The 24,469-nt window shown below is 42.5% G+C and carries 29 protein-coding genes and 1 riboswitch; of the genes, 14 read left to right on the top strand and 15 right to left on the bottom strand.

Going from position 1 to position 24,469, the window contains the following annotated elements; translation table 11 throughout:
• Positions 1 to 80 precede the first annotated feature (80 nt).
• From murA to mlaF, 7 genes are read right to left on the bottom strand one after another with little or no spacing between them, the layout of a single operon-like run.
• Positions 81 to 1,346: a UDP-N-acetylglucosamine 1-carboxyvinyltransferase gene (murA, locus tag EES38_RS18225; RefSeq protein ID WP_124938652.1), complete on the bottom strand. Its 1,266-nt coding sequence runs from the start codon at positions 1,344 to 1,346 to the stop codon at positions 81 to 83.
• 11 nt (positions 1,347 to 1,357) lie between these two features.
• Complete coding sequence (ibaG, locus tag EES38_RS18230) at positions 1,358 to 1,612, bottom strand: BolA family iron metabolism protein IbaG (protein ID WP_124938653.1); 255 nt, start codon at positions 1,610 to 1,612, stop codon at positions 1,358 to 1,360.
• A 3-nt stretch (positions 1,613 to 1,615) separates the two neighbouring features.
• The gene (locus EES38_RS18235) at positions 1,616 to 1,930 is read right to left on the bottom strand and encodes an STAS domain-containing protein (protein WP_124938654.1); all 315 of its coding nucleotides are present in this window, start codon (positions 1,928 to 1,930) and stop codon (positions 1,616 to 1,618) included.
• Complete coding sequence (gene mlaC, locus EES38_RS18240; protein WP_124938655.1) at positions 1,930 to 2,565, bottom strand: phospholipid-binding protein MlaC; 636 nt, start codon at positions 2,563 to 2,565, stop codon at positions 1,930 to 1,932. Before mlaC ends, EES38_RS18235 begins: the two co-directional genes overlap by 1 nt.
• Positions 2,566 to 2,568: 3 nt before the next feature.
• Entirely contained in the window at positions 2,569 to 3,081 is a 513-nt protein-coding gene (mlaD, locus tag EES38_RS18245) for an outer membrane lipid asymmetry maintenance protein MlaD (RefSeq protein WP_124938656.1), read from the bottom strand.
• A 2-nt stretch (positions 3,082 to 3,083) separates the two neighbouring features.
• The gene (gene mlaE / locus EES38_RS18250) at positions 3,084 to 3,875 is read right to left on the bottom strand and encodes a lipid asymmetry maintenance ABC transporter permease subunit MlaE (RefSeq protein ID WP_124938657.1); all 792 of its coding nucleotides are present in this window, start codon (positions 3,873 to 3,875) and stop codon (positions 3,084 to 3,086) included.
• Positions 3,865 to 4,668, bottom strand: a complete 804-nt coding sequence (mlaF, locus tag EES38_RS18255) for a phospholipid ABC transporter ATP-binding protein MlaF (protein WP_124938658.1) — start codon at positions 4,666 to 4,668, stop codon at positions 3,865 to 3,867. Before mlaF ends, mlaE begins: the two co-directional genes overlap by 11 nt.
• A gap of 341 nt (positions 4,669 to 5,009) precedes the next feature.
• On the opposite strand from mlaF, the gene EES38_RS18260 reads away from it, so the two are divergent.
• From EES38_RS18260 to mgtE, 12 genes are all read left to right on the top strand, one after another.
• Positions 5,010 to 5,975: a calcium/sodium antiporter gene (locus tag EES38_RS18260; protein ID WP_124938659.1), complete on the top strand. Its 966-nt coding sequence runs from the start codon at positions 5,010 to 5,012 to the stop codon at positions 5,973 to 5,975.
• A gap of 15 nt (positions 5,976 to 5,990) precedes the next feature.
• Entirely contained in the window at positions 5,991 to 6,968 is a 978-nt protein-coding gene (locus EES38_RS18265) for a KpsF/GutQ family sugar-phosphate isomerase (RefSeq protein ID WP_124938660.1), read from the top strand.
• A gap of 3 nt (positions 6,969 to 6,971) precedes the next feature.
• On the top strand, positions 6,972 to 7,529 hold the full coding sequence (kdsC, locus tag EES38_RS18270) for a 3-deoxy-manno-octulosonate-8-phosphatase KdsC (protein WP_124938661.1): 558 nt from the start codon (positions 6,972 to 6,974) through the stop codon (positions 7,527 to 7,529).
• Entirely contained in the window at positions 7,526 to 8,089 is a 564-nt protein-coding gene (gene lptC / locus EES38_RS18275) for an LPS export ABC transporter periplasmic protein LptC (RefSeq protein WP_124938662.1), read from the top strand. The genes kdsC and lptC overlap by 4 nt, the downstream gene beginning before the upstream one ends.
• Positions 8,070 to 8,567 (top strand): lipopolysaccharide transport periplasmic protein LptA, encoded by a 498-nt coding sequence (gene lptA / locus EES38_RS18280; RefSeq protein ID WP_124938663.1) that lies wholly within the window; start codon positions 8,070 to 8,072, stop codon positions 8,565 to 8,567. The genes lptC and lptA overlap by 20 nt, the downstream gene beginning before the upstream one ends.
• Positions 8,568 to 8,575: 8 nt before the next feature.
• The gene (gene lptB / locus EES38_RS18285) at positions 8,576 to 9,301 is read left to right on the top strand and encodes an LPS export ABC transporter ATP-binding protein (RefSeq protein WP_124938664.1); all 726 of its coding nucleotides are present in this window, start codon (positions 8,576 to 8,578) and stop codon (positions 9,299 to 9,301) included.
• A 51-nt stretch (positions 9,302 to 9,352) separates the two neighbouring features.
• Complete coding sequence (locus tag EES38_RS18290) at positions 9,353 to 10,837, top strand: RNA polymerase factor sigma-54 (protein WP_124938665.1); 1,485 nt, start codon at positions 9,353 to 9,355, stop codon at positions 10,835 to 10,837.
• A 23-nt stretch (positions 10,838 to 10,860) separates the two neighbouring features.
• The gene (gene hpf, locus EES38_RS18295) at positions 10,861 to 11,148 is read left to right on the top strand and encodes a ribosome hibernation promoting factor (protein WP_124938666.1); all 288 of its coding nucleotides are present in this window, start codon (positions 10,861 to 10,863) and stop codon (positions 11,146 to 11,148) included.
• 2 nt (positions 11,149 to 11,150) lie between these two features.
• The gene (ptsN, locus tag EES38_RS18300; protein WP_124938667.1) at positions 11,151 to 11,603 is read left to right on the top strand and encodes a PTS IIA-like nitrogen regulatory protein PtsN; all 453 of its coding nucleotides are present in this window, start codon (positions 11,151 to 11,153) and stop codon (positions 11,601 to 11,603) included.
• Positions 11,604 to 11,629: 26 nt separating this feature from the next.
• Positions 11,630 to 12,487, top strand: a complete 858-nt coding sequence (gene rapZ / locus EES38_RS18305; RefSeq protein ID WP_124938668.1) for an RNase adapter RapZ — start codon at positions 11,630 to 11,632, stop codon at positions 12,485 to 12,487.
• 8 nt (positions 12,488 to 12,495) lie between these two features.
• A complete protein-coding gene (locus tag EES38_RS18310; RefSeq protein WP_124938669.1) occupies positions 12,496 to 12,774 on the top strand; it encodes an HPr family phosphocarrier protein in 279 nt (92 codons plus the stop codon).
• 118 nt (positions 12,775 to 12,892) lie between these two features.
• Positions 12,893 to 14,251, top strand: coding sequence for a magnesium transporter (mgtE, locus tag EES38_RS18315; protein WP_124938670.1), 1,359 nt, complete (start codon positions 12,893 to 12,895; stop codon positions 14,249 to 14,251).
• A 50-nt stretch (positions 14,252 to 14,301) separates the two neighbouring features.
• Here the strand turns inward: mgtE and pmbA are convergent, their stop codons facing one another.
• Complete coding sequence (gene pmbA, locus EES38_RS18320) at positions 14,302 to 15,645, bottom strand: metalloprotease PmbA (RefSeq protein ID WP_124938671.1); 1,344 nt, start codon at positions 15,643 to 15,645, stop codon at positions 14,302 to 14,304.
• A gap of 109 nt (positions 15,646 to 15,754) precedes the next feature.
• On the opposite strand from pmbA, the gene yjgA reads away from it, so the two are divergent.
• Positions 15,755 to 16,282 carry a ribosome biogenesis factor YjgA gene (gene yjgA / locus EES38_RS18325; RefSeq protein WP_166434304.1) on the top strand — a complete coding sequence of 176 codons (528 nt, stop codon included), beginning with the start codon at positions 15,755 to 15,757 and terminating at the stop codon, positions 16,280 to 16,282.
• Between the two features lie 44 nt (positions 16,283 to 16,326).
• Here the strand turns inward: yjgA and thiQ are convergent, their stop codons facing one another.
• The 5 genes from thiQ to mpl form a co-directional block, all read right to left on the bottom strand.
• The gene (gene thiQ / locus EES38_RS18330; RefSeq protein WP_124938673.1) at positions 16,327 to 17,031 is read right to left on the bottom strand and encodes a thiamine ABC transporter ATP-binding protein; all 705 of its coding nucleotides are present in this window, start codon (positions 17,029 to 17,031) and stop codon (positions 16,327 to 16,329) included.
• Positions 17,032 to 17,035: 4 nt separating this feature from the next.
• On the bottom strand, positions 17,036 to 18,622 hold the full coding sequence (gene thiP, locus EES38_RS18335; RefSeq protein WP_124938674.1) for a thiamine/thiamine pyrophosphate ABC transporter permease: 1,587 nt from the start codon (positions 18,620 to 18,622) through the stop codon (positions 17,036 to 17,038).
• Positions 18,623 to 18,631: 9 nt separating this feature from the next.
• The gene (thiB, locus tag EES38_RS18340; RefSeq protein ID WP_124938675.1) at positions 18,632 to 19,627 is read right to left on the bottom strand and encodes a thiamine ABC transporter substrate binding subunit; all 996 of its coding nucleotides are present in this window, start codon (positions 19,625 to 19,627) and stop codon (positions 18,632 to 18,634) included.
• A gap of 51 nt (positions 19,628 to 19,678) precedes the next feature.
• A riboswitch (TPP riboswitch) is annotated at positions 19,679 to 19,796 on the bottom strand.
• A 34-nt stretch (positions 19,797 to 19,830) separates the two neighbouring features.
• Positions 19,831 to 20,460, bottom strand: coding sequence for a flavin prenyltransferase UbiX (locus EES38_RS18345; RefSeq protein ID WP_124938676.1), 630 nt, complete (start codon positions 20,458 to 20,460; stop codon positions 19,831 to 19,833).
• On the bottom strand, positions 20,460 to 21,812 hold the full coding sequence (gene mpl / locus EES38_RS18350; protein ID WP_124938677.1) for a UDP-N-acetylmuramate:L-alanyl-gamma-D-glutamyl-meso-diaminopimelate ligase: 1,353 nt from the start codon (positions 21,810 to 21,812) through the stop codon (positions 20,460 to 20,462). Before mpl ends, EES38_RS18345 begins: the two co-directional genes overlap by 1 nt.
• 270 nt (positions 21,813 to 22,082) lie before the next feature.
• Here mpl and fbp point away from each other — a divergent pair, with 270 nt between their 5' ends.
• Positions 22,083 to 23,102, top strand: a complete 1,020-nt coding sequence (gene fbp, locus EES38_RS18355; protein WP_124938678.1) for a class 1 fructose-bisphosphatase — start codon at positions 22,083 to 22,085, stop codon at positions 23,100 to 23,102.
• A gap of 216 nt (positions 23,103 to 23,318) precedes the next feature.
• Here the strand turns inward: fbp and EES38_RS18360 are convergent, their stop codons facing one another.
• Together EES38_RS18360 and EES38_RS18365 are read right to left on the bottom strand one after the other, a co-directional pair.
• Positions 23,319 to 23,849, bottom strand: a complete 531-nt coding sequence (locus EES38_RS18360) for an inorganic diphosphatase (RefSeq protein WP_124938679.1) — start codon at positions 23,847 to 23,849, stop codon at positions 23,319 to 23,321.
• A 258-nt stretch (positions 23,850 to 24,107) separates the two neighbouring features.
• Positions 24,108 to 24,461, bottom strand: a complete 354-nt coding sequence (locus tag EES38_RS18365; protein WP_124938680.1) for a gamma-glutamylcyclotransferase family protein — start codon at positions 24,459 to 24,461, stop codon at positions 24,108 to 24,110.
• Positions 24,462 to 24,469 lie beyond the last annotated feature (8 nt).

Consider the following 24,469-nt stretch of genomic DNA (forward strand, 5'->3'; position numbering starts at 1 on the left):
TCCAGGGAACTCAATCGAGAAACGCATCCCACTTATAAAAAAGCCGAAACTCTGGTTTCGGCTTAGAAAGAGACCTAATACTAACTTGGTTCGTTAAATCTCTCAATGTTAACACCAAGGCCTCTTAGTTTATCTTCTATATGTTCGTATCCACGATCGATATGATAAATACGGTCAACAACGGTAATACCACGGGCAATACAACCAGCAATAACAAGACTTGCTGAAGCACGCAGATCCGTTGCCATCACCTGCGCACCACTGAGGTAGTCTGTGTTATGACAAATCACCGTATTACCTTCAATTTCTGCTTTGGCTCCCATCCGCATTAGTTCTGGTACATGCATAAAACGATTTTCAAAAATCGTTTCGGTTATCACACCATTACCTTTAGCCATCATATTAAGCAAAGTAAACTGAGCCTGCATATCCGTTGGGAAGCCCGGATGCGGAGCCGTTCTTATTGAAACAGCTTTCAATTCACGACCTGTCATATCCAAGGATATCCAGTCATCCCCTGTATCAACTAGCGCTCCTGCTTCTTCTAACTTAGACAAAACAGCTTCGAGTAAACTAGGACGGGTATTGTGACAAGTGATTTTACCTTTAGAGACAGCCGCTGCCACCAAAAAAGTCCCCGTTTCAATTCGATCAGGGACAACAGAGTGTTTACCACCACCCAGTTTTTTAACCCCTTCGATACGAATCGTATCAGTGCCGGCACCAGAGATCTTTGCACCAATTTCATTGAGGAAATCAGCTGTATCAACGATTTCAGGCTCTCTTGCTGCATTATCTAAAGTGGTAACACCTTCAGCCAAAGTCGCTGCACACATAACGGTAATAGTCGCTCCAACGCTGACTTTATCCATTACAATATGAGCACCTTTTAAGCGCTCGACAACTTCCGCTTTAACATAACCATCTTCAAGGGTAATTTTGGCACCAAGTTGCTCTAGACCATGAATATGCAAATCAACGGGTCTCGCTCCAATAGCACACCCTCCAGGTAATGAAACCTGGCCTCGACCAAAACGAGCGACCAACGGTCCCAAAGCCCATATTGACGCTCTCATCGTTTTAACCAAGTCATAAGGTGCACAATATTCATTGATGCTACTCGCATCCACATGAACAGAACCATTACGATGTACTTTCGCTCCTAAACGCTTGAGCAGTTCCATGGTGGTGTCAATATCACGAAGGTGGGGAACGTTAGCAACCTCAACCGGCTCTTCAGCCAAGATCGACGCAAACAGAATTGGCAACGCGGCGTTTTTTGCGCCTGAAATATTCACATCACCACTTAGAGGCTTATCTGAGCCAGTAACTCGAAACTTATCCATGACTCAACCTATTATAGTGACATCAATTTTTTATCACGTGCCCAATCTTGTGGGGTGTACGCTTTGATAGAAACAGCATGAATATCATTGCGCTGAATATATTCCATTAAAGGAGAATAGATCAGCTGCTGTTTTTTTACTCGACTCATACCGTCAAAACAGGCATCCACAGCAATTACTTCGTAATGGCTTCCTTCACCTTTAACGTGAATTTCCTCTAGATTCAGTGCTTCATTTAAAATCTGTTGTACTTGTGCACTATCCAAAATTTACCCCTGTTTGATGTCTAAATGTTCTGAGACGAGTGAACCTACGTTACTCAGTTTAAAAAGTGTCAGCAATTGTTCTGGCACAAAGCTGTACATTATATGACAGTTTTGATTTTTTGCATTCTCAATTAGATGAATCAACATAGCCATACCGGCCGAATCCACCCGCTCAACAGCAGCTAGAGATATTGTTATTGTATTTTCTTTGGGCTGCCATTGTTTCAAAGCAGCCCAGAGTTGTGGCACTTCATCACGATCCAAAGCACCCGTTAATTCATAATCAGTTGACGATATCTGGCTCCACTGACTGTGCATTACTTCTTACTCTCAAATTTAATCGGAGTATCAGCCAATGATTGCAGTTCTTTTGCCACGGCTAAAATACCATCCTGACGGATTTTTCCGCTCCATTCAGACTGTTTGCTCGAAAGTAAGCTTACCCCTTCAGCAATCATGTCATATGCTTGCCATTCGCCAGAACGTGAACGTCTTAATTTAAATTCTAGACGAATGTTGGGGTTTGGCGCATCAACGATATTGACATCGATTGCTGCAATACGGGTGTTGTCTTCAATCGTCGGCTCTGGGCCAAACTCAATTTTTTGATCTGTATATTGTGTCAGAACCTGAGCATAGTTAGTGATTAAGTAACCACGAAAAGCATCAATAAAGGCTTCAACATCTTCTTTCTTCGCCCCTTTCAAATTTGGACCAAGAAGCTTTAATGCTGCGTATTGCTCATTAACATAAGGCATCAATTCATCTTTAACGATCTTTTTTAGATAATTTGGATTCTGATGAATTTTCTTTTGCTCTGATTTCAGTCGCGAAAATGTTTGCTCAGAAACCTGCTTCATCATCGTATAAGGGTTGGTCATGTCTATTTGCTGAGCTCCGGCCGCAAATGAAAACATGAATACAACTAACGCAATACAATAGCGCTTAAACATAATTTACTCCTGAGCGTCTTTCGCCGTATCTTTATCTTTACTATCATCGCCGCCCACACGGTAGAGGAACTGACCAATCAAGTTTTCTAAAACGAGTGCCGACTTAGTATCTTCGATTCGGTCACCATTTTTCAACATTTCACCCTCGTCTCCCCAGACAAATCCGGGGGTCAGACCGATGTACTGCTCACCAATTAAGCCTGACGTAAGAATTTCCAAGCTCGAAGTATCCGGAAACTCATTGTAACGGTCATCTATTTGCATGGTGACAATCGGTCTTAACGTCTTTTTGTCCAAGTCTATTGCAGAAACTCTTCCTACAACGACGCCCCCCACTTTAACTGGCGAGCGAACTTTTAAACTACCTATATTATCAAACTCTGCGTTCAGCGCATAAGTATTGCCTGAACCGAGCCCCTTAACATCAGCGACTTGAAAAATCATTACCAGAATTGCGCAAATTCCAGCAATTACAAAGCCACCGACCCAAAATTCAACTTTACGTGTTTGTCGCATGATTAATTCCCAAACATCAATGCTGTCAGAATAAAATCTAGCCCTAGAACAGCTAGAGATGAATGAACAACGGTCTTAGTCGTTGCCCGGCTGATTCCCTCTGAAGTTGGAATCGCATCATAACCATTGAACAATGCTATCCAAGTCACGGTAATCGCAAAGACGACACACTTGATAGCACTATTTCCTATGTCGTACCCCAGTTCAACAGAGGATTGCATTGCAGACCAGAAACTACCATGGTCAATACCCTTCCAGTCGACACCAACTAGTTGTCCGCCCCATATACCGACTGCCATAAAGATCATGGCAAGCAGTGGCATCGATATAATTCCAGCCCAAAAACGGGGAGCAATTACTCTCTTAAGAGGATCGATGGCCATCATCTCCAAGCTGGATAGCTGTTCTGTTGCTTTCATTAAGCCTATTTCAGCAGTTAATGCCGAACCAGCTCGCCCCGCAAAAAGCAATGCGGTTACGACTGGGCCCAGTTCTCGCAACAAAGAGAGTGCAACCATCTGCCCCAGACTACCTTCAGCACCATAATCAACCAAGATAACGTATCCCTGAAGACTCAAAACCATACCGATAAATAACCCAGAGACAACGATAATGGCCAAAGATAAAACACCTGTACTATAAAGTTGTTTAACTAAAAGAGGGAAATTTTTGACAGGCTGAGGACGACTAACGATGGCACCAAACAACATGAAAGTCGCACGACCAAATGCTTCACAAAGAGATAGCGTTTTCTGACCAACAGAGGACACAAACTGAGTAAAATTATCCAGCATGGAATAGGTCCTCATTCATCGGTTGCGCCGGATAGCGAAACGGCACCGGACCATCCGCCTGCCCTAATAAAAATTGCTGTACTCTGGCATCAGGATGGCTGATTAACTCCTCCGGAGTACCATGAGCAATCACTTTACCGTCGGCAAGAATATACGCCCAATCAGCGATACTCATCACTTCTGGTACATCATGGGAAACCACAATTGAGGTCAGATCCAGTGCTTTGTTTAGTGATTTGATCAATTTAACTAACACGCCCATTGTCATCGGGTCCTGCCCAACGAATGGCTCATCATACATAATCAAATCAGGATCCAGTGCAATCGCTCTGGCCAGAGCGGCTCTGCGTGCCATACCACCAGACAATTCACTCGGCATTAAATCCGCAGCGCCTCTCAAGCCTACAGCTTCAAGCTTTAGGAGGACAATTGTACGAATCAGCTCTTCGCTGAGTTCTGTGTGTTCACGAATAGGGAATGCCACGTTATCAAAAACGTTCAGATCGGTAAAAAGAGCACCGGATTGAAACAGCATGCTCATTTTTTTTCGTGCTCGATATAACCGGCTGCGTGACAAAGCTGGGATATTGTCACCGTCGAACCAAATTTCACCCTGTTCCGGTAACAATTGACCACCAATAAGACGCAACAGAGTGGTCTTACCGATACCCGACGGCCCCATGATTGCCGTTACTTTACCTTTGGGGACATGTAGAGACACATCATCAAAGATCTTCCGCTTTCCCCGAGTAAATGTAAGCTGGTTAATGGAGACCAAACTGTCATCGGACATGTCTACTTATCCATTTGTTATCATTAAAAAGAATACTCAATCTTAAGCACATTAAAGCAAAATTAAAAGCACTGTTCGATTGACCATTTTACAACAGAATGTAAATTCTGCATTTTTTATTGAGTTTGATGATAATATACTCACCTTTTTTTGAGTCAGTCAAAATCGGTATTTTTGTCATAAAAAACCCAAACCGCCCTTAAATAACATAGATAAAATGACTCAAAAAACCAATCTATACATTGGTAATCCATCGATAATTTGCGAAGTTCGACTTCCATTTTGTTGGTCTAAACGTCAGAATTAACTGTTAATCATTTCACTGCTCACTGGGAAATATAATGCTTACAGCTGTTGCCTTACTTATTGTTGGACTTATTCTACTCGTATGGAGTGCAGATAAACTCGTTTACGGTGCTGCCGCCATTGCAAAGAATGTTGGAATTTCGCCCCTCATTATTGGTATGACAATATTAGCGATGGGCTCATCGGCTCCTGAAATGATGGTGTCAGCCACTGCGGCCTTAAATGGAAAAACAGACACTGCGGTCGGCAACGTCTTGGGATCGAACATCGCAAACATTGCGTTGATATTAGGGATCTCCGCTCTGGTTAAACCTCTTTCAATCAGTTCGGCCATACTAAGACGTGAACTCCCTTTGATGATTGGAGTCACACTACTGACAGGCGTTCTGTTGTGGGACAATAATCTTGGCTTTTATGAAGGCGTATTGCTTTTCGTCCTATTTGCCATTTTTATTTTAGCCATGATTAAGATCAGCCGTTCAGAAAAGAATAAAGGCGATACTCTTATTGAAGAGCAGGAATCTGAAATTCCTGATGGTGTGAGTAACAAATCAGCAGCCATTTGGTTAGTCGTTGGCTTAATTCTATTACCTGTATCCGCTAATATTTTAGTAGAAAACGCGGTTGTAATAGCGAAGTTTTTCGGCATGAGCGATTTAGTGATAGGTCTTACTATCATTGCAATTGGTACCAGCTTACCGGAGCTCGCTGCATCCTTAGCTGGTGTTTTGAAGGGTGAAGATGATATGGCAGTGGGCAATATCATTGGCTCGAATGTATTTAATATTTTGGCAGTCATGGGACTACCGGGTATATTACACCCCTCTGTACTAAGTAGTTTCGCCATGGGACGTGACTACTGGGTCATGCTAGCCGTCTCTCTTCTGCTTGTTGTTATGGCCTTGGGACGTTCTCGCAGTATTAATCGTATTGAAGGTGCGATCCTATTTTTGTGTTTTATTGCCTATCAAACTTACTTGTTTATGAATATGGCAGCGTAGATTTCGGAGTAAGTCATGTCAGATGTATTTGACTATCAATCAGCAGCAAAACAAGTACTAAAAACTGAAATTGCTGGTTTAGTAGAACTCGAAAAATTCATCAATGACGATTTTTCCCGTGCCTGTGAACTCATTCTTAGCAACTCACTTGGTAAAGTAGTGGTTATGGGAATGGGAAAATCAGGCCATATTGGTAAAAAGATGGCAGCGACCCTGGCTAGTACAGGAAGCTCAGCATTTTTTGTCCACCCGGGAGAAGCCTCTCATGGCGATCTCGGAATGATAGAAGAACAAGACATTGTTATTGCTATCTCCTATTCAGGAGAATCCAGCGAGATCCTATCTCTTTTCCCGATTCTAAAAAGACGTGCTATCCGCGTCATCAGCATGACCGGCAATCCAGCCTCTTCTATGGCACAGCTGTCAGATATTCACTTACAAGTGACGGTACCAGAAGAAGCCTGCCCTCTTGGCCTAGCGCCGACGAGCAGTACGACAGCAACACTGGTACTTGGTGATGCATTAGCGATCGCTCTGCTGCAAGCAAGAGGATTTACCAAAGAAGATTTTGCCATGTCACATCCTGGAGGGGCTCTGGGAAGAAAACTCTTGTTGTTACTTGAAGATATAATGCATACCGGACAGGAACTACCACGAGTTTCGCCAAATGCACTGATTAGAGATGCTCTACTCGAAATTAGTCAGAAAGGTCTGGGAATGACGACTATCGTTGACGAGAACAACCACTTACTGGGTTTGTTCACAGATGGCGATCTTCGTCGAATATTAGATAAAAAAATCGATATTCACAGCTCACAAATAAAAAATGTCATGACTCATAATCCAACCACATCGTCACCTAAGACTCTTGCGGTCGAAGGATTAAACCTAATGCAGGATAAGCGAATCAACGGTCTGGTACTTGTTGATGCAGAAAACAAGTTAGTGGGTGCTCTTAATATGCACGATTTGCTGAAAGCGGGAGTGATGTAACGCATGTCAGATTTGGTCACGACACTTTATGGGAAGACAACGAAGCAAGTTTGGAATATTGCGAAAAATATTAAGTTACTCATCTGTGACGTCGATGGTGTATTTTCAGATGGATTAATCTATTTAGGTAACAATGGTGAAGAGTTAAAAACATTCCATACTCGTGATGGATATGGCATCAAATCAATTATGAATGCCGGAATTCAAGTCGCTGTAATCACCGGCCGACAATCTAAAATCGTCGAGACCCGTATGACGTCGCTGGGTATCTCCCTTATCTATCAAGGACAAGACAACAAAGTTGCTGCATACGACGATATTTGTCGTCAACTTGATATTTCGGCTGATGAAACTGCTTATATTGGGGACGATCTGATCGATTGGCCTGTGATGGAAAAAGTAGCTCTAAAAGTTTGCGTCGCAGACGGACACCCACTATTGAGACAACGAGCAAACTACATCACCCAGATTCAAGGTGGGCACGGTGCGGTGAGAGAAGTATGCGACTTGCTATTGCAGGCTCGTGGAGAATTAGAGAATCATAAAGGTTTGAGTATATGAGCCTCTCCCGAGTAATTTATATACTATTGGTTTTCGTCGCTGCTTGGAGTGGCTATTATTTACTCGAAAACGAGCGAAAGGCCGATATTCAGGTCGCGCCGAATTTAGAACTACCAACGTTTAGCGGTGACGTTCTATCGAATACAACCTACGATACTGACGGTGTCAGAAGCTACGTAATAACGTCTCAACATCTCGACTATTACGCCAAGAGCGGTAATACCATATTTGAGAAACCTATCTTAAAAGTGTATCAAGATGGGAAGATCGTGGAATGGAAGATTACGGCTGAAAAAGGTATCTTGACCAAAAATAAAGTCCTTAACCTGTATGATAATGTGGTTGCGAACAATTTGCTTTCCGACTCATCATTTGATTCGATGAAGACGGCCAAGCTCAGTATTGACCTTGTCAGCAGAGACTTTTGGACAGAAACTAAAGTAACGTTACTTGGTCCACTATTTCACACTATTGGTCAGGCCTTGAAAGGCAATTTTGCTGACCAAAATGCTTTATTATACAACCACGTACAGGGTAGATATGAAAATCTCACACCTTAGTTTAATGACTTGTTTGCTTGCTGCACCATGCGCGTGGGCTCTCTCAACTGACAGCCAGCAACCGGTCTATATTGATTCAGATAGCCAACAGCTAGATATGAAAAGCAACAAAGTCACGTTTGTTGGAAACGTGACTCTTAAGCAGGGCAGCATCAATATAAACGCGGACAAACTTATCGTTGTCCGGGAAGTAAAAAATGGAAAAATTCAAGAAATCCAGGGATTTGGTGATCTTGCTACTTTCTCCCAGTTAACGGATGATGGTAAGACGCTTTACGGTGAAGCTGAGAAATTAAATTATCAAATGGCTCAGGATCAGCTTACAATGACTGGTCAAGCCATGTTGTCCCAAGATGACAGCGTGATAAAAAGTACTCAAATCCGTTATCGTATTTCAGAGCAAAAATTGATAGCAGACAGTAATAATTCGAAAGGCCGAGTGTCGACAGTACTTCAGCCACAAGCAACGAATCAATAAGTTTCAATATGGCACAACTTAAAGCAGAACATTTAGCAAAAAGTTATAAAAAGAGAAAAGTCGTTTCTGATGTCAGCCTCTCAGTCAACTCAGGCCAGATTGTTGGCTTGCTAGGCCCGAATGGCGCAGGAAAAACGACGTCTTTCTATATGATTGTCGGCCTAGTAGCCAGAGATGAAGGAACCATTAGTATTGATGGTGAAGACATCAGCATACTTCCGATGCACAGTCGCTCTAAAATGGGTATTGGTTATTTGCCACAGGAAGCATCGATATTTAGAAAGCTCTCTGTTGAAGACAATATTATGGCGGTTTTGCAAACTCGCGAAGAACTTTCTCGTGAAGAAAAGCAAGATAAGCTTGAAGATCTGCTTGATGAGTTCCATATAGGACATATAAGGCATAATACTGGTATGTCGCTGTCGGGTGGTGAACGTCGCCGTGTAGAAATTGCACGGGCATTAGCGGCCAACCCAAAGTTTATTCTTCTGGACGAACCGTTTGCTGGCGTCGATCCTATTTCTGTTATTGATATAAAGAAAATTATTGAGCATTTAAGGGATCGTGGACTAGGTGTTTTAATCACCGACCACAACGTAAGAGAGACCTTGGATGTTTGTGAAAAAGCCTATATTGTTAGCCAGGGATGCTTGATAGCGGAAGGAACTCCGCAAGATGTGCTCAGTAATGAGCAAGTAAAACAGGTTTATCTCGGTGAACAATTCCGACTATGATTAAGCAAGATAATTTATAACAATCAAGAACGATAAGGTAATCCATACTGAATGAAACCTTCATTACAACTCAAGTTAGGCCAACAATTAGCAATGACTCCCCAGTTGCAGCAAGCGATTCGTTTGTTGCAATTGTCTACGCTCGATCTCCAACAGGAGATTCAGGAAGCTTTGGAGTCAAACCCGCTACTTGATGTGGATGAAGGATATGAAGAGCCCAATGCAGAATCATCATCGGCTGAAAAAGAAGAAAAAGAGCCGTCTGCTGATGCATCAGAATCTTCAGAACCGGATGCTCCTGACAGTTCAGATATGATTGAGAAATCAGAGATCAGTTCTGAATTAGAAATGGATACCACTTGGGATGATGTCTACAGTGCGAATACTGGCAGCACGGGTATTGCAATGGACGATGACACACCTGTCTATCAAGGTGAAACAACCCAATCGTTGCAAGACTACTTAATGTGGCAACTTGATTTAACTCCATTCTCAGAAAATGATCGCATGATTGCTCTCGCGATTATCGATGCTATTGACGACTATGGCTATCTGACTCTTTCTCCGCAAGATCTACTTGAAAGTCTTAGTCAGGAAATTGATGAAGAAGAACCTCTTGAAGTGGAAGAAATTGAGGCTGTACGTAAACGGATTCAACAGTTTGATCCACTCGGTGTCGCTTCACTTAATCTTCAGGATTGTTTACTACTTCAACTGGCGAAATACCCGGAAGAAACACCATTCCTTACTGAAGCCAAACTTCTTTTAAGTGACTACATCGATCAATTAGGTAATCGGGATTACAAGCTAATCCTAAAAGAAACTAAACTAAAAGAAGACGATTTAAGAGAAGCTCTACAACTAATTCAGGAGCTCAATCCTCGTCCTGGTAATGAAATTAATACTGAGCATGCCGAGTATGTTATTCCGGATGTCTCGGTACTGAAAGAACATGGGAAATGGAAAGTATCCATTAATCCTGATAGTGTTCCTCGTTTGAAAGTCAATCAGCAATATGCTGAACTAGGCAGAGGAAATAGTGCTGATAGCAATTATATTCGTACGAATTTGCAAGAGGCAAAGTGGTTAATTAAGAGTCTTGAAAGCCGAAACGAGACATTGCTCAAAGTTGCCAAGTGTATTGTTGAACATCAACACGATTTCTTTGAGTATGGCGAAGAAGCTATGAAGCCAATGGTTCTCAACGATGTTGCTTTGGCCGTGGATATGCACGAATCAACAATATCACGAGTAACCACACAAAAATTTATGCATACCCCTCGGGGAATTTTCGAACTGAAGTACTTTTTCTCTAGTCACGTCAGTACTGACAGTGGTGGAGAATGTTCATCGACTGCAATTCGAGCTCTAATTAAAAAACTGGTTGCTGCAGAAAACCCTGCTAAACCATTGAGCGATAATAAAATTGCAGCGTTACTTGCTGACCAAGGGATTCAGGTAGCTCGACGAACAATAGCGAAATACCGTGAGTCTCTGGGCATTGCCCCTTCGAGTCAGCGTAAACGCCTACTATAAGGCCTAACAGAGAAGGAAAGTCTATGCAAATCAATATTAATGGCCATCACATTGATCTAACCGATTCAATGCAAGACTATGTTCATTCGAAGTTTGATAAACTTGAACGCTTTTTTGATCAGATCAGTAATGTCCAAGTGATATTGCGAGTAGAGAAACTTCAGCAAATTGCAGAGGCAACACTGCATGTTAGCCAGGGAGAGATACATGCAAAAGCGGAAAACGAAGATATGTATGCGGCTATCGATGGTTTAGTTGATAAACTCGTTCGTCAACTAAATAAGCACAAAGAAAAATTAAGTAGTCATTAATCATGCAACTAACCGAAGTACTATCATTGGACTGCACTAAGAGTGCGGTCCCGTGTTCAAGCAAAAAAAGAGCACTGGAAATCATTTGTGAAATCGCGTCCGAGCATTGTGGTCAAGAAGCGACAGAGCTTTTTGCTGGTATGCTTGCACGAGAGAAAATGGGCAGTACAGGTATTGGTAATGGTATTGCCATACCTCATGCACGTATGGCAGAGAGTGACAAAGCACTCGCTGTATTAATTCAATGTGAAGAACCCATCGAATTTGATGCTATCGACAATCGACCAGTCGACATTTTATTTGCCTTATTAGTCCCAGAAGCTCAATGTAAAGAACACCTGAAAACACTTGCTTGCATGGCAGAACGCCTAAATGATAAGCAAGTATTGAAACAATTACGAAAAGCTCAGTCAGACCAAGAGCTGTTTTCCATAATGGTCAATCAGCCGTCTTAGCGGCTTAATGAGTGGGAATCTGATTTATGCGTCTTATCGTCGTAAGTGGTCAATCAGGAGCGGGTAAAAGTGTCGCTCTACGAGTTCTAGAAGATTTAGGTTACTACTGCGTCGATAATCTCCCTGTCGATTTATTGGATCCCTTCATTCAAGCGGTTCAAGACAGCAAGCAAAATGTTGCTGTTAGCATTGATATCCGTAATCTGCCTAAAGATCCCTCATTAATCGGTGAAAAATTAGAACCGCTCAAACAATCTAATGACGTCAATGTACTGTTTCTTGACGCCAATGAGAGCACTCTATTAAAACGCTACAGCGAAACCAGGCGAATTCATCCTCTGTCTCTTAATGACAGCTCACTCTCTTTGTCTCAGGCGATAAAGCTTGAAAAATCTATGCTTGAATCCTTAAAAGAGCATTCAGACCTCATCATAGATAGCACGTCAAAATCGATTCATGAACTGAGTGAGACAGTAAGAACGTATATCGATGGCCGAGAGCGTAAACAGCTAATTATGATTTTCCAATCTTTTGGCTACAAGCACGGTATTCCAACCGATGCTGACTTTGTTTTCGATGTGCGCTTTTTACCCAATCCTCACTGGCATCCCAATTTACGTCCATTTTCTGGCCTTGATGCGCCAGTGAAATCCTTTTTAGAAGGACATACCGACGTAATGGAAATGAAAAAGCAAATTCAGCAATTTGTTCAATATTGGTTGCCATTGCTTGAAACAAATAACAGAAGTTACCTTACTATTGCTATAGGATGCACTGGCGGAAAACATCGCTCCGTGTATCTAACACAACAAATCGGTGAATATTTTTCTCAGTTAGGGAACAACGTACAGATTCGTCATACGTCGTTGGAAAAGAATCAGTAAGGTAGTATATGACCGCACAAAGCAGAACGGTACTTATCGAAAACAGACTGGGTTTACACGCCAGAGCCGCTATGAAGCTCGTCGAATTGGCTCAATCTTTCGAGTCGGTTATCACCATTAAGAACCAGGAAGACAAAGAATCCACCGCGGATGGTGTTATGGGCCTGCTGATGCTTGAATCAGCACAAGGTCAATACGTTACTATTTCAGCTGAAGGTCCAGACGCAGAGCAAGCATTAGATGCCGTTTGCCATCTAATTGAAGATAAATTCGACGAAGCCGAATAATTCTTACGCAAATTTAGAAAAATAAATACCCTCCTGTAAAAAGTTCTTATTAAATAAGGCTTAGAATTAAGATACTATTTAGCACAAGATAATAATTACTCACTTTAAGGAGGATGTTATGGCCGATCAAATCGAATTTGACCAAGCCCATCGAACCCTCCAAGAAGTCACTGAAGCTTTAGAAAATGGACAGTTTGTCCATGTCCGTCGTCAGCTCCAAGATATGGAGCCAGAAGATATTGCTCATCTTCTGGAAGCATCACCACGCAAAAGTCGTGATGTTCTCTGGCAACTGACAGATCCCGAAGATTACGGTGAAATTCTTGACGAATTAAACGAAGACGTTAAAGACTCGTTAGTATCTAAAATGGCTCCGGAACGCTTAGCTGAAGCGACCGAAGGCATGGATACTGACGATGTAGCATACGTACTTCGTAGTTTACCGGACGACTTATCGAGAGAAGTCCTGTCTCAAATGGACGCAGCGGATCGTCTGCGCATTGAGATGGCACTGTCGTATCCGGAAGATACCGCCGGTGGCTTGATGAGCACCGACGTAGTCACCATCCGTGGCGATGTAAGTGTCGACGTGGTTCTTCGTTATTTGCGCATGCGTGGAGAGCTACCACAAGCCACCGACGCTCTCTATGTTATTGATGGAGAAAATAAGCTCATTGGTCACCTTTCTCTGACTTCTCTGTTGACGACTCAACCAGAGACCAAAGTCAGCGATATTATGGACGGAGCAGATGAGGCCATCACCGTTGAGACCAAAGTATCTGACATAGCTAGCCTGTTTGAGCGTCGTAACTGGGTGTCTGCTCCTGTTGTGGATGAACATGAACAATTGGTCGGTCGTATTACCATCGATGACGTAGTTGACGTCATTCGAGAAGATGCCGAGCACTCAATGATGAGCATGGCCGGTATGGACGATGACGAAGATACCTTCGCGCCAGTCTTTAAATCTGCACGTAAAAGAAGTATCTGGTTGGGAGCGAATGTACTTGCGGCTCTAGCCGCTGCCTCAGTATCTAATATGTTTGAAGATACTCTGGCCCAGATGGCTTCTGTTGCGGTACTCATGACCATAGTTCCATCAATGGGCGGTGTTGCGGGTAACCAGACTGTCGCTCTAGTTATACGCGGGTTGGCTCTGGGCCATATCGGTGATAGTAACAAACGTGAGCTACTCTATAAGGAAGCCGCTATCGGTTTGTTAAACGGTATTCTATGGGCAGCCATTATTGGCAGTATTGTTGTGGTTTGGAAAGGCAGTTTCCAACTAGGCTTCATTATTTCTGCCGCCATGCTGACTAACCTTATTGTCGCAGGTTTTGCCGGAGTAATGATCCCGGTCATGCTCAAAAAGCTCAAGATCGATCCTGCTTTGGCCGGTGGTATGGCTTTAACGACGGTAACCGATGTCATAGGCCTATCGGCTTTTTTAGGCTTAGCAACTTTGCTTATTCACTAAATATAAAAAGGGCTTGTTCAACAAGCCCTTTTGCTAAGTGAACGCAATCGTTATTCGCCCGCAACTTTCATCGATTCTATAAGGATAGAGCCAGTCTGAATCTGTGAACGCTCTTCAACATCACTACCAACCGCGACAATATTTTCAAACATGGTCTTGAGATTACTAGCAATCGTAATTTCAGATACGGGGAATTGAATCTTACCGTTTTCAACCCAAAAGCCAGATGCACCACGAGAGTAATCACCCGTAACGATATTCACGCCCTGCCCCATAACTTCAGTCACCAATAACCCGGTACCTAACTCCTGCAACATTGCCTCAAAGTTTTGTCCGGTTGATTTCACAAACCAGTTGTGAATACCACCAGCATGTCCCGTAGGAGACATGTTCAACTTCCTAGCTGCATAGCTAGTCAACAGATAAGTGCTCAGCACACCATCAACAATGATGTCCGTATCAACAGTCTCAACCCCTTCACTATCAAAAGGACTTGATGCCAGACCACGCATAAGATGAGGGCGCTCATCAATAGCAAACCAGTCAGGCAAAATCTTTTTACCCAAGTGATCCAATAAGAAAGTCGATTTACGGTAGAGATTTCCGCCGCTTATCGCCATAACCAAATGTCCCATCAATCCAGTTGCAACATCTGGAGAGAACATAATCGGATAATTACCGGTTTTTAACTTTTGTGGGTCAAGTCTTTCTACTGTTCTTTTAGCCGCCAGTTCTCCAACCTTCTCAGGCGTCCATAAGTCACTGGTTCTTCTTGCAACGGTATAACTGTAATCACGTTCCATACCGCCTTTTGAATCTTCACCAATAACGCTACAACTGATGCTATGACGACTTGAAGGATAACTGGCGATCAGACCATGGCTATTACCATACACTTTGATACCGTAATGGCTGTCATAACTCGCACCATCACTCTGTTTAATCCTGTCACTGTACTCTAACGCTCTTTTCTCAGTCGCGATGGCAATTTCAGCCGCTCTGTCTGGATCCAACTCATCAGGATGGAATAGATCGAGATCTGGAATATCTTTAACTAAAAATTCTTTACCTGCTGGTCCCGCATATGGATCTTCTGAGGTATATTTGGCAATATCTAGCGCAGCAAGAACTGTTTGCTCAATCGCCTTTTGACTCAGGTCAGACGTTGATGCACTGCCTTTCTTGTTGCCTCGATAAACGGTGATGCCAAGAGCACCATCATTATTGAATTCAACATTTTCAACTTCACAAAGACGAGTTGAAACACTGATCCCTGTACTCTTAGTAATAGCGACTTCAGCGGCATCGGATTTACCGGACGCGAGTTTTAATGCACTAGCAACAGCCAATTCTAATTCTTGACGATGTTGCGCGACTTGCTCTTTTATATCCATAACATACTAAATCTGAAAATGAATGATGAAGATAGAATAACAAGAATTTCGCTTTCTCCCCATCATTCTTGCTAAAATAAGCGTAATAGGTAACTAAATAGATGAGACTATGGCTCGAAAAAACCAAAAAGCTCCTTGGGAAGAGGAAGAAGAGATCATTTGGGTAAGCAAAACCGAAATGAAGAATGATATGACTGCACTACAGAAACTAGGTGAAGAATTAGTGGCACTAAAACCAGCCGTACTGGAAAAGTTCCCTCTTCCTGACGATCTGTATACAGCAATCAAGGATGCTCAACGCTTTAATAAAGAGGCAAGACGCCGACAGTTACAATATATTGGGAAACTGATGCGTAATATCGACCCAGAACCAATTCAGGCGGCACTGGACAAATTACGCAACAAACATTCTCAGGCAACCGCAGCTCTGCATAAATTGGAAGCGCTGCGCGACCGTATTGTTGAAGAAGGTGACACTGCGGTAGAGGATGCTCTTGAGCTTTACCCAGAAGCAGATAGACAACGTTTACGCCAACTATCTCGTCAAGCAGCAAAAGAGAAGCAGGGCTCAAAACCGCCTAAAGCAGCACGAGAGATTTTTCAGATATTGAAAGATTTAGCGGGTGAAGAACTCTAATCTAAGGTAGTGACTTAAAGCCACGTTCAACAAACGTGGCTTTTTTATTCCCCTGCGCGAATAAAAGCACTTAACAGCGGATTGGAATGCGCATTTTGCAGCAATTCGATATCTCCAGTCTCGACCACTGAGTAGTCAGCAATAAATGCAAAGCGATTAGCTATCTTCCTCGCATCGTTTAGATGATGAGTTACCATGATAACGGTTACTTGTTGCTGTTTAGCTAGTGTCTTAACTAACTCCAACATATCTTGACGGACAATAGGATCTAACGCGGAGAATGGCTCATCCAACAGCCAGAATGGTCGATTTTGCACAAAACAGCGGGCAAGAGCCGCTCTTTGTTTCTGTCCGCCAGATAACTGTTCAGGTTTTTTCTCTATTAATTCACCAATACCAACCTGATTGGCAGCTTCATCGACCAAGTCCCATTGCTTTGATGATAAGCTTAGTCCGGGGTCAACACCCAAGCCAATATTTTGCCTTACCGATAAATGAGGAAACAGATTGTATTCCTGAAATAACATGGCAAAAGGCCGCTCATAACTTGGCAGCAAATCAATTTGCTTCCCATCGACACAAATACAGCCAGAGTCTGGAGAGATAAAGCCAGCCAGTAAACTTAATAATGTTGATTTCCCAGCACCACTTGGCCCTATTAATGAGATAATATCGCCGCGCTCAACATTCAATGAAAAATGAAACCAATCATGATCATACTGATAACGGATATTGTTAATTTCCAACATGGCTTTATCCCTTACTTGAGAATTGAGAAATTCGTTCAAAGAACACAAAGAACAACACACTGAGTACCATCATACAAAGCGCCACGACTGACGCAGACTCCATCTGATAACTCCCCAATAAACGGAATAAATACATCGGTAACGTCTGGAAATCCTGAGATCCGAACATCGATATGGCTGTAAGATCGCCCATCGATAGGAGAAAACTGAGTGAAAATGCATACACTATTGGTGTCTTTATCGCTTTAAAGTCAATGAGTGCGAAGCGGTTCCAACCTTTTATTCCCAAGCTATGACATAAGAAATAATATTGCTTTTCAATCAGATACATTGGCTGACTTAATACCTTGATAACAAAAGGCAACGCCATTAATCCATTTACGAGAATAACGATAAACATAGAGAAACTATAAATATCACTAAAACGACGCAGTAATAGAAATAGCCCCGTACTGATGACGAGACTTGGGGTAATCAAGACGAGGCTCCCAAGTAACTCTACACCCGTTGCTTGCTTAAAATGACCGGTAAACTTTAACTGTCGACTGGTTAATACAATAAGGTAACCGATGACGGTTGCAAACATTCCTGAACACAAAGCGATAAACAAAGAAAGTTTAAGTGCCGACCAAAACTGCACTTCACTAAACACCTTAAGAACGTTGGCATTCAAACCGGAGAAAATGACAGCAGCAATCGGCGGTAAAACCACCCATGCAAGAATAAGAACGTTCAAGGTATCGAGCACATTGGCCAATGCGCTAGTTCTGAGAATTGGCGCAACACGAGCTGGCGTTTCCATATCAACAGATAAACTTTTTGTATTTCTTTGGAATAAAAAGTAGAAGCCAGAGCAAAATAGCATCTGTGCAATGGCTAGGATAGCCCCGGTTGTTAAGTCAAAATCGAACTTAATCGCCTGATAGATGGCCAGCTCTATCGTTGTTGACTTTGGCCCTCCTCCCAGTGTCATAACAGTAGCAAAACTGGTAAAACAGAGCATAAAAACCAACCCAGACACAGGCAGTAAAGATTGCTTAATTCGCGGCCACTCAATCCAACGAAAACGCTGCCAGCGACTGAATCCGAGATGAGATGCCAGCTGATTTTGTTCCATCGGTATGGTTTCAAGAATCTGTAAAATTAACCGACTTGCATACGGCAAGTTAAAAAACACATGCGCGAGCAAAATGCCGCTCAACCCATATAAGGAAAATGCGTCAACGATACCGACACCAGAAAGCCACTGCTTAAGAATTCCATTATTCCCATAGATAGCCATAATGCCAAAAACACCAATTAGAACAGGCATCACTAGGGTGACAGAGCATAGTCGAATCAAAATAGCTCTTCCGGGAAAACGTCTTCGATACAAAGTAACAGCAATGGGTACCGCAGGTACAACACTCAACAACGTTGAAATGAACGCTTGGTAAAAACTAAAATAAGTGACATGCCGTAAATAAGCATCAGTCCAAAGTTCGGTCAAAGATACCCAGGAGAAATGAGAGAGAAGAGTCGAGATAGCAAGCGCAACAAAGGCTACAACCAAGATTGCAGCCCCCCATCCTACTTTATCAGTCGATATCACAAAGGTACCTTAGAAAGTAAGAGCTTTTTGCCATTCTCGGATCCAGTGCTTTCTGTTTTTCGCTACAACATCAGGGCTAGAATGAAGAACTTTTTCAGGAACGGAAAGTGTTTCATATCCCTCAGGCAACTTAATATTGCTCACTGGATACATCCAGTTGGTTGTTGGAATAAGCGATTGCACATCATCACTGATTAGAAACTGTAAAAACTGTTCAGCCAACGTATTGTGTTTAGTCCCTTTTACTTTTGCTGCAACTTCAACCTGAAGGTAATGGCCCTCAGAAAAATTAGCCGTCGCATAATTATTGTCGCCTTCCGCGATTAAATGGTAAGCAGGTGACGTGGTGTATGAAAGTACCATATCAGCCTCACCATTTAAGAACATAGAATATGCTTCAGACCAACCTTTTGTGACTGTAACCGTATGCTTCGCCAATGCTTTCCAGGCTGATTCAACCTGATCACCATAAACATCATTCATCCAAAACATCAGTCCCTGACCGGGCGTTGAAGTTCTCGGATCCTGATACACAACTGAAATATCAGTGCGCTTCTCAACTAACTCTTTAAGGCTAGTCGGTGGATTCTTAAGTTGCGATTTATTATAAACAAATGCAAAGTACCCATAGTCGAACGGTACAAACGTCGTATCAGACCAACCATCCGGAACGTTTAACTTTGACGTATCAATAGTATTTGTAGCGAGTAATCCTGTCGCTTTCGCTTCTTGAACCAAGCTATCATCAAGCCCAAGAATCACATCCGCTTTAGTTGATTTTCCTTCCATCTTGAGACGATTAAGAACCGAAACACCGTCGTCTAAGGCAACATAATTCAATTCACAACCACAAACTTTCTCAAATGCCTGTTTGACTTTAGGACCAGGTCCCCATTCAGAAGCAAATGAATCGTATGTATAGACAGTCAATGTTGGTAGATCTTCAGCCCAAGCGGAAGTCACAGCAACAGCACTAAACAAAGGAAGAATAAAAGAAGGTTTCACCGAGCGCTCTCCATGTATTGAGCGGCACAGGTTTGGGAAAGGAAACAGACGAGTTGTTACCTCACTCATTCCTACGCCAGCATTATCTGGTTCAGGTCCATGCGGGTTCCAAGTCAAACTTGATCTCAGCGCCATCAAACATCGATGGTAAGCTCCCCGTGAGTCAGGTGAATTCTACTGTTTATCCAGATAAGATGCTACCGTTAGCTGCGGTGATCGTATCCCCAGCGAGGTACTATGGTTTGCTGAATACCAATATGGTCCAATATTCTAGCGACCATAAAGTCAACCAGCTCTTCAATAGTCTTAGGCTGATGGTAAAAGCCCGGAGCAGCAGGCATAATCGTGACCCCAATTTGAGAGAGTTTCAGCATATTTTCCAAGTGGATGGAAGAAAATGGTGTTTCCCTCACAACAAGAACTAACTGACCTTTTTCTTTAATGACGACATCCGCTGCTCGTTCAATAAGGTTATCGGACATCCCATGCGCTATTGCAGCAACACTTCCAGCAGAACAAGGGCAGACAATCATTTTTTTAGGTGCAGCAGAGCCCGAGGCAACTGGAGAAAACCAATCTTCCTTACCACATACCGTGAGTAAACTTTCAGTGCATCCAAAATGTTCAATAAGCTGTTCTCTTGCTTTCTCTGGATTACTAGAAAGCTTGAGACCGTGTTCGGTTGCCAGAACAACTCTTGCAGCCGACGAGATGAGCAAATAGACGTGGTAGTGTTCCGCCAGCAGACATTGCAGCAGGCGCAAACCGTATGGAGCACCGGATGCACCAGTCCACGCTAGAGTAATGGACTTATCATGAACCGCTATATTCATTACTGTGCCAAAGCCTCCAACAATTTGCTGTGAATACCACCGAAACCACCATTACTCATGACTAACACGGTATCACCCGGTTGGGCTCTCAATACAATAGCATCAACCAATGTATCGATATTCTCACTGACAAAGTTGGGTTGATGACAATGTGCAGCAACATCATCAACAGACCATGGAATATTATCAGGCTGAAACAGAAAAACTTCATCAGCACTTTGGAGAGACTCAGCCAAAGACTCTTTATGTACTCCTAACTTCATTGTCGCAGAGCGAGGTTCCAATACAGCGAGAATACGAGAGTCTCCTACTTTGTTACGAAGCCCTTCCAGAGTCAGTTTAATCGCGGTCGGATGATGGGCAAAATCATCATAGACTCTAATATCATTAATTTGCCCCTTAAATTCCAAACGGCGCTTGGTATTAATGAAAGACGTTAATGCCTGGCAAGAAAGCTCGGGGGTAACACCAACGTGCCGAGCAGCACTGATCGCCATCAACGCATTATTAACATTATGATCGCCAATCAAGGACCAATCGACATGTCCAACCGTCTCACCATTGAGAATAACATCGAATTTTGAGCCATCTGCAATCATTTTTTTCGCTTGCCAATCACCCTCTGCACCTACTTTTTGTATTTCACTCCAACAACCACGAGAAATGACATCATTAATAGCCTTATCATCACTCGGAATTATGATACTTCCATTACCGGGTACAGTTCTCACCAAGTGGTGAAATTGTCGCTTTATCGCTTCAAGATCGTCGAAGATATCAGCATGATCGAACTCAAGGTTATTCATGATGAGAGTGCGTGGATGGTAGTGAACAAACTTAGAACGCTTATCGAAAAAAGCACTGTCATACTCATCAGCTTCGACCACAAAAAACATACTTTTACCCAGTTTTGCTGACAGACCAAAGTTCCCGAGCACCCCACCTACAAGGAATCCAGGCTCATATCCGTTACTTTCTAAAATCCATGTCAGCATACTGGCTGTCGTCGTCTTACCATGAGTACCAGAAACCGCTAAAACCCAACGATCAAATAGTAGAAAATCCTGTAACCATTGAGGGCCCGATGTGTATCTTAGGTTGTTATTCAACACATATTCTACACACGGATTTCCGCGACTCATGGCATTACCGATAACGACTAAATCTGGAGCAACATCGAACTGAGAAACGTCATATCCTTCAATAATATCAACACCTTGAGACTCTAGCAGTGTACTCATTGGTGGATAAACATTAGCATCAGAACCGGTAACTTTGTGACCTAATTGACGAGCAAGCAAAGCCACTCCTCCCATGAACGTGCCACAAATTCCAAGTATATGTATATGCATTAATTCGCCTCATTTTCGACTCTTTGCCTGTCCCTATTATCAACATAAAAAACAGAAAAGCGAGCCAGATTCAAAGAGTTTACTTCATGAAATTTTTGTACTATTTATAAAATGAAATGCGGTATTTGTTTTAAAAAGGAAAACGTGAAGTCTGTCACTTACTTCAGTACCATTAAAAAGTTCTGTTCCTTAAACTTCGCTTATGCATCTTAATAACAAAGATAAATTTACGGATGCTAAATTCGATTACTTCATGCTAAAGGAAATAACATGTCTAAAATGCAAACTCTTGGGGAGTTTATTGTTGAAAAGCAAGCTGACTTTCCACATGCATCCGGGGAGCTCTCTTCGCTTCTTTCCTCGATACGTCTCGCGGCTAAAATTGTAAATCGTGAAATCAACAAAGCAGGTTTGGTTGATATCACTGGCGCAGCAGGCAAAGAGAACATCCAAGGTGAAGTACAACAGAAACTTGATATCTACGCGAACGAAAAGTTTAAGTCAGCGCTAGAAGCTCGTGATCAAGTTTGTGGCGTTGCCAGTGAAGAAGAAGACCAAGCTGTCATCTTCAAAAAACAGCTCAACAAAAACGCTAAATACGTCGTATTAATGGATCCACTAGATGGTTCTACTAACATTGATGTGAACGTATCTGTCGGTACCATTTTTTCTATCTACCGTCGCGTTTCTCCTATTGGTACGCCTCCAACAGAAGAAGATTTTCTTCAGCCTGGTAACAAACAAGTAGCTGCTGGTTATGTCATCTACGGTTCTTCAACCATGCTCGTCTATACGACAGGTAATGGTGTAAATGGTTTTACATACGATCCTTCACTAGGGACGTTTTTACTCTCTCACGAAAATATGATGATCCCTAAAGATGGTCGTATTTACTCTATAAACGAAGGCAACTACATTCGTTTCCCTCAGGGCGTGAAGAAATACATTAAATACTGCCAAGAGAATGTGCCTGAGGACAATCGTCCGTACACATCTCGCTACATTGGCTCGCTAGTATCAGATTTCCACCGTAATCTGTTGAAAGGTGGTATTTATCTGTATCCAAGCAACCTAACCTATCCTCAAGGCAAGCTCCGTTTACTATACGAATGTAATCCAATGGGCTTCCTAATGGAGCAAGCTGGAGGCCTAGCAACAGATGGTCATCAGCGCATCATGGATATCGAACCCACTGAGCTACACCAACGTGTTCCATTCTTCGTTGGTTCAGTGAATATGGTTGAAAAGCTTCAGGAGTTCCTTGAAACCTACCCAGATGATCTATCATAAGAAGAGGCGCCCAATCGGGCGCCTTTTTTATGCTCGGTACCAAATATCGAAGCACTCCTACTATTCATCTAATCAGAGATCGCTAAATGGAGTGCTGACATAAGCAGTATTAGATATAAAAAAGCCGCTAACACTAATATGTAAGCGGCTTTTATCAATTTATCCAGTAACATGTCCCGACAGATAAACGTACATGTTACGGATAAATATATTTAATTATTGATCATTCCAACGTTGGATTGATTCAGCAATCACTTCTTTTGCTTCAGCGATGTCGCCCCAGCTTTCAACAGTTGTTGTACCCGCTTTCTTCAGATCTTTGTAGTGATTGAAGTGGAATTCAATTTGCTTGATAAGCTGTGCTGGAAGGTCTTCCAGAGAGTTAATTGCATTACCGTTGCTACGGTCGTCAGCAGGAACAACAACAACTTTGTCATCCACTTCGCCGTCATCAACAAATTTCATTACACCGATAACTTTAGCTTTTAGGAAGATACCCGTTGTAAGAGGTTCGCTAGTAATGATTAGTGCATCAAGCTCATCGCCATCTTCATCAAGAGTTTGCGGGATAAAACCATAGTTAGTTGGTTTCGCAAAAATCTGAGGTTCAACGCGATCTAATTCGAACACAGCAAGCTCACGGTTCCATTCAATTTTGTGGTTGCTACCAGTTGGAATTTCCACAACTACGTTCACTAGGCCATTTTCATAATCGCCTGGAGTTAAAATTTTATTAAAATCTGCCATTTCAGCTTCCTATATCAATGTTTCGGACGCATTTTAGCAGTTTTTGTTAAGTAGCGGTAACGATAATCACCAGAGGCCAGCTGACTACTCATGTAGTTACATCAACCTAACACTAAACTGTCTAAAGAATACGAAAACTATACTTATTTAGCGCCAAACTCAAATCGCTCTACGGGCTTTGACGACTAGAAAAACAAGCTCTATTCGACGCTAATATGAAAAAGAGGTGTTTCTAACACCTCTTTCATTAATTTCATTTTAAATGAGCCGCTCACACCAATCCCCCGAAGAGACGAGTTGGTTCAAGTTTGAGGCATCCTGATAAATGTAAACCCAAGCCTCACCATAAGGTGTTTCAATAGTTTCACGGCGGTACTCCACGGGGACATCTTCGAGTTCATCCAGATGATGTAGTGTATCGTCATCAATTTGATAGACTTCACCACGTACCGAAAAGCTGCCCTCGACAATACCAGGATAAGGTCCTAAATCATACATGGCGAATTCTGGCTCAGTAGCAAATGCTCCGATAAACTGGCTGCTTTCCAAATACCAGTGGTTTGATTCCCCTTTACGTAAAGAGCCATATACGAACACCAAATGTAACTGCACGACTTACT

The organism is Vibrio viridaestus (assembly GCF_003856525.1).
GTDB lineage: Bacteria > Pseudomonadota > Gammaproteobacteria > Enterobacterales > Vibrionaceae > Vibrio > Vibrio viridaestus.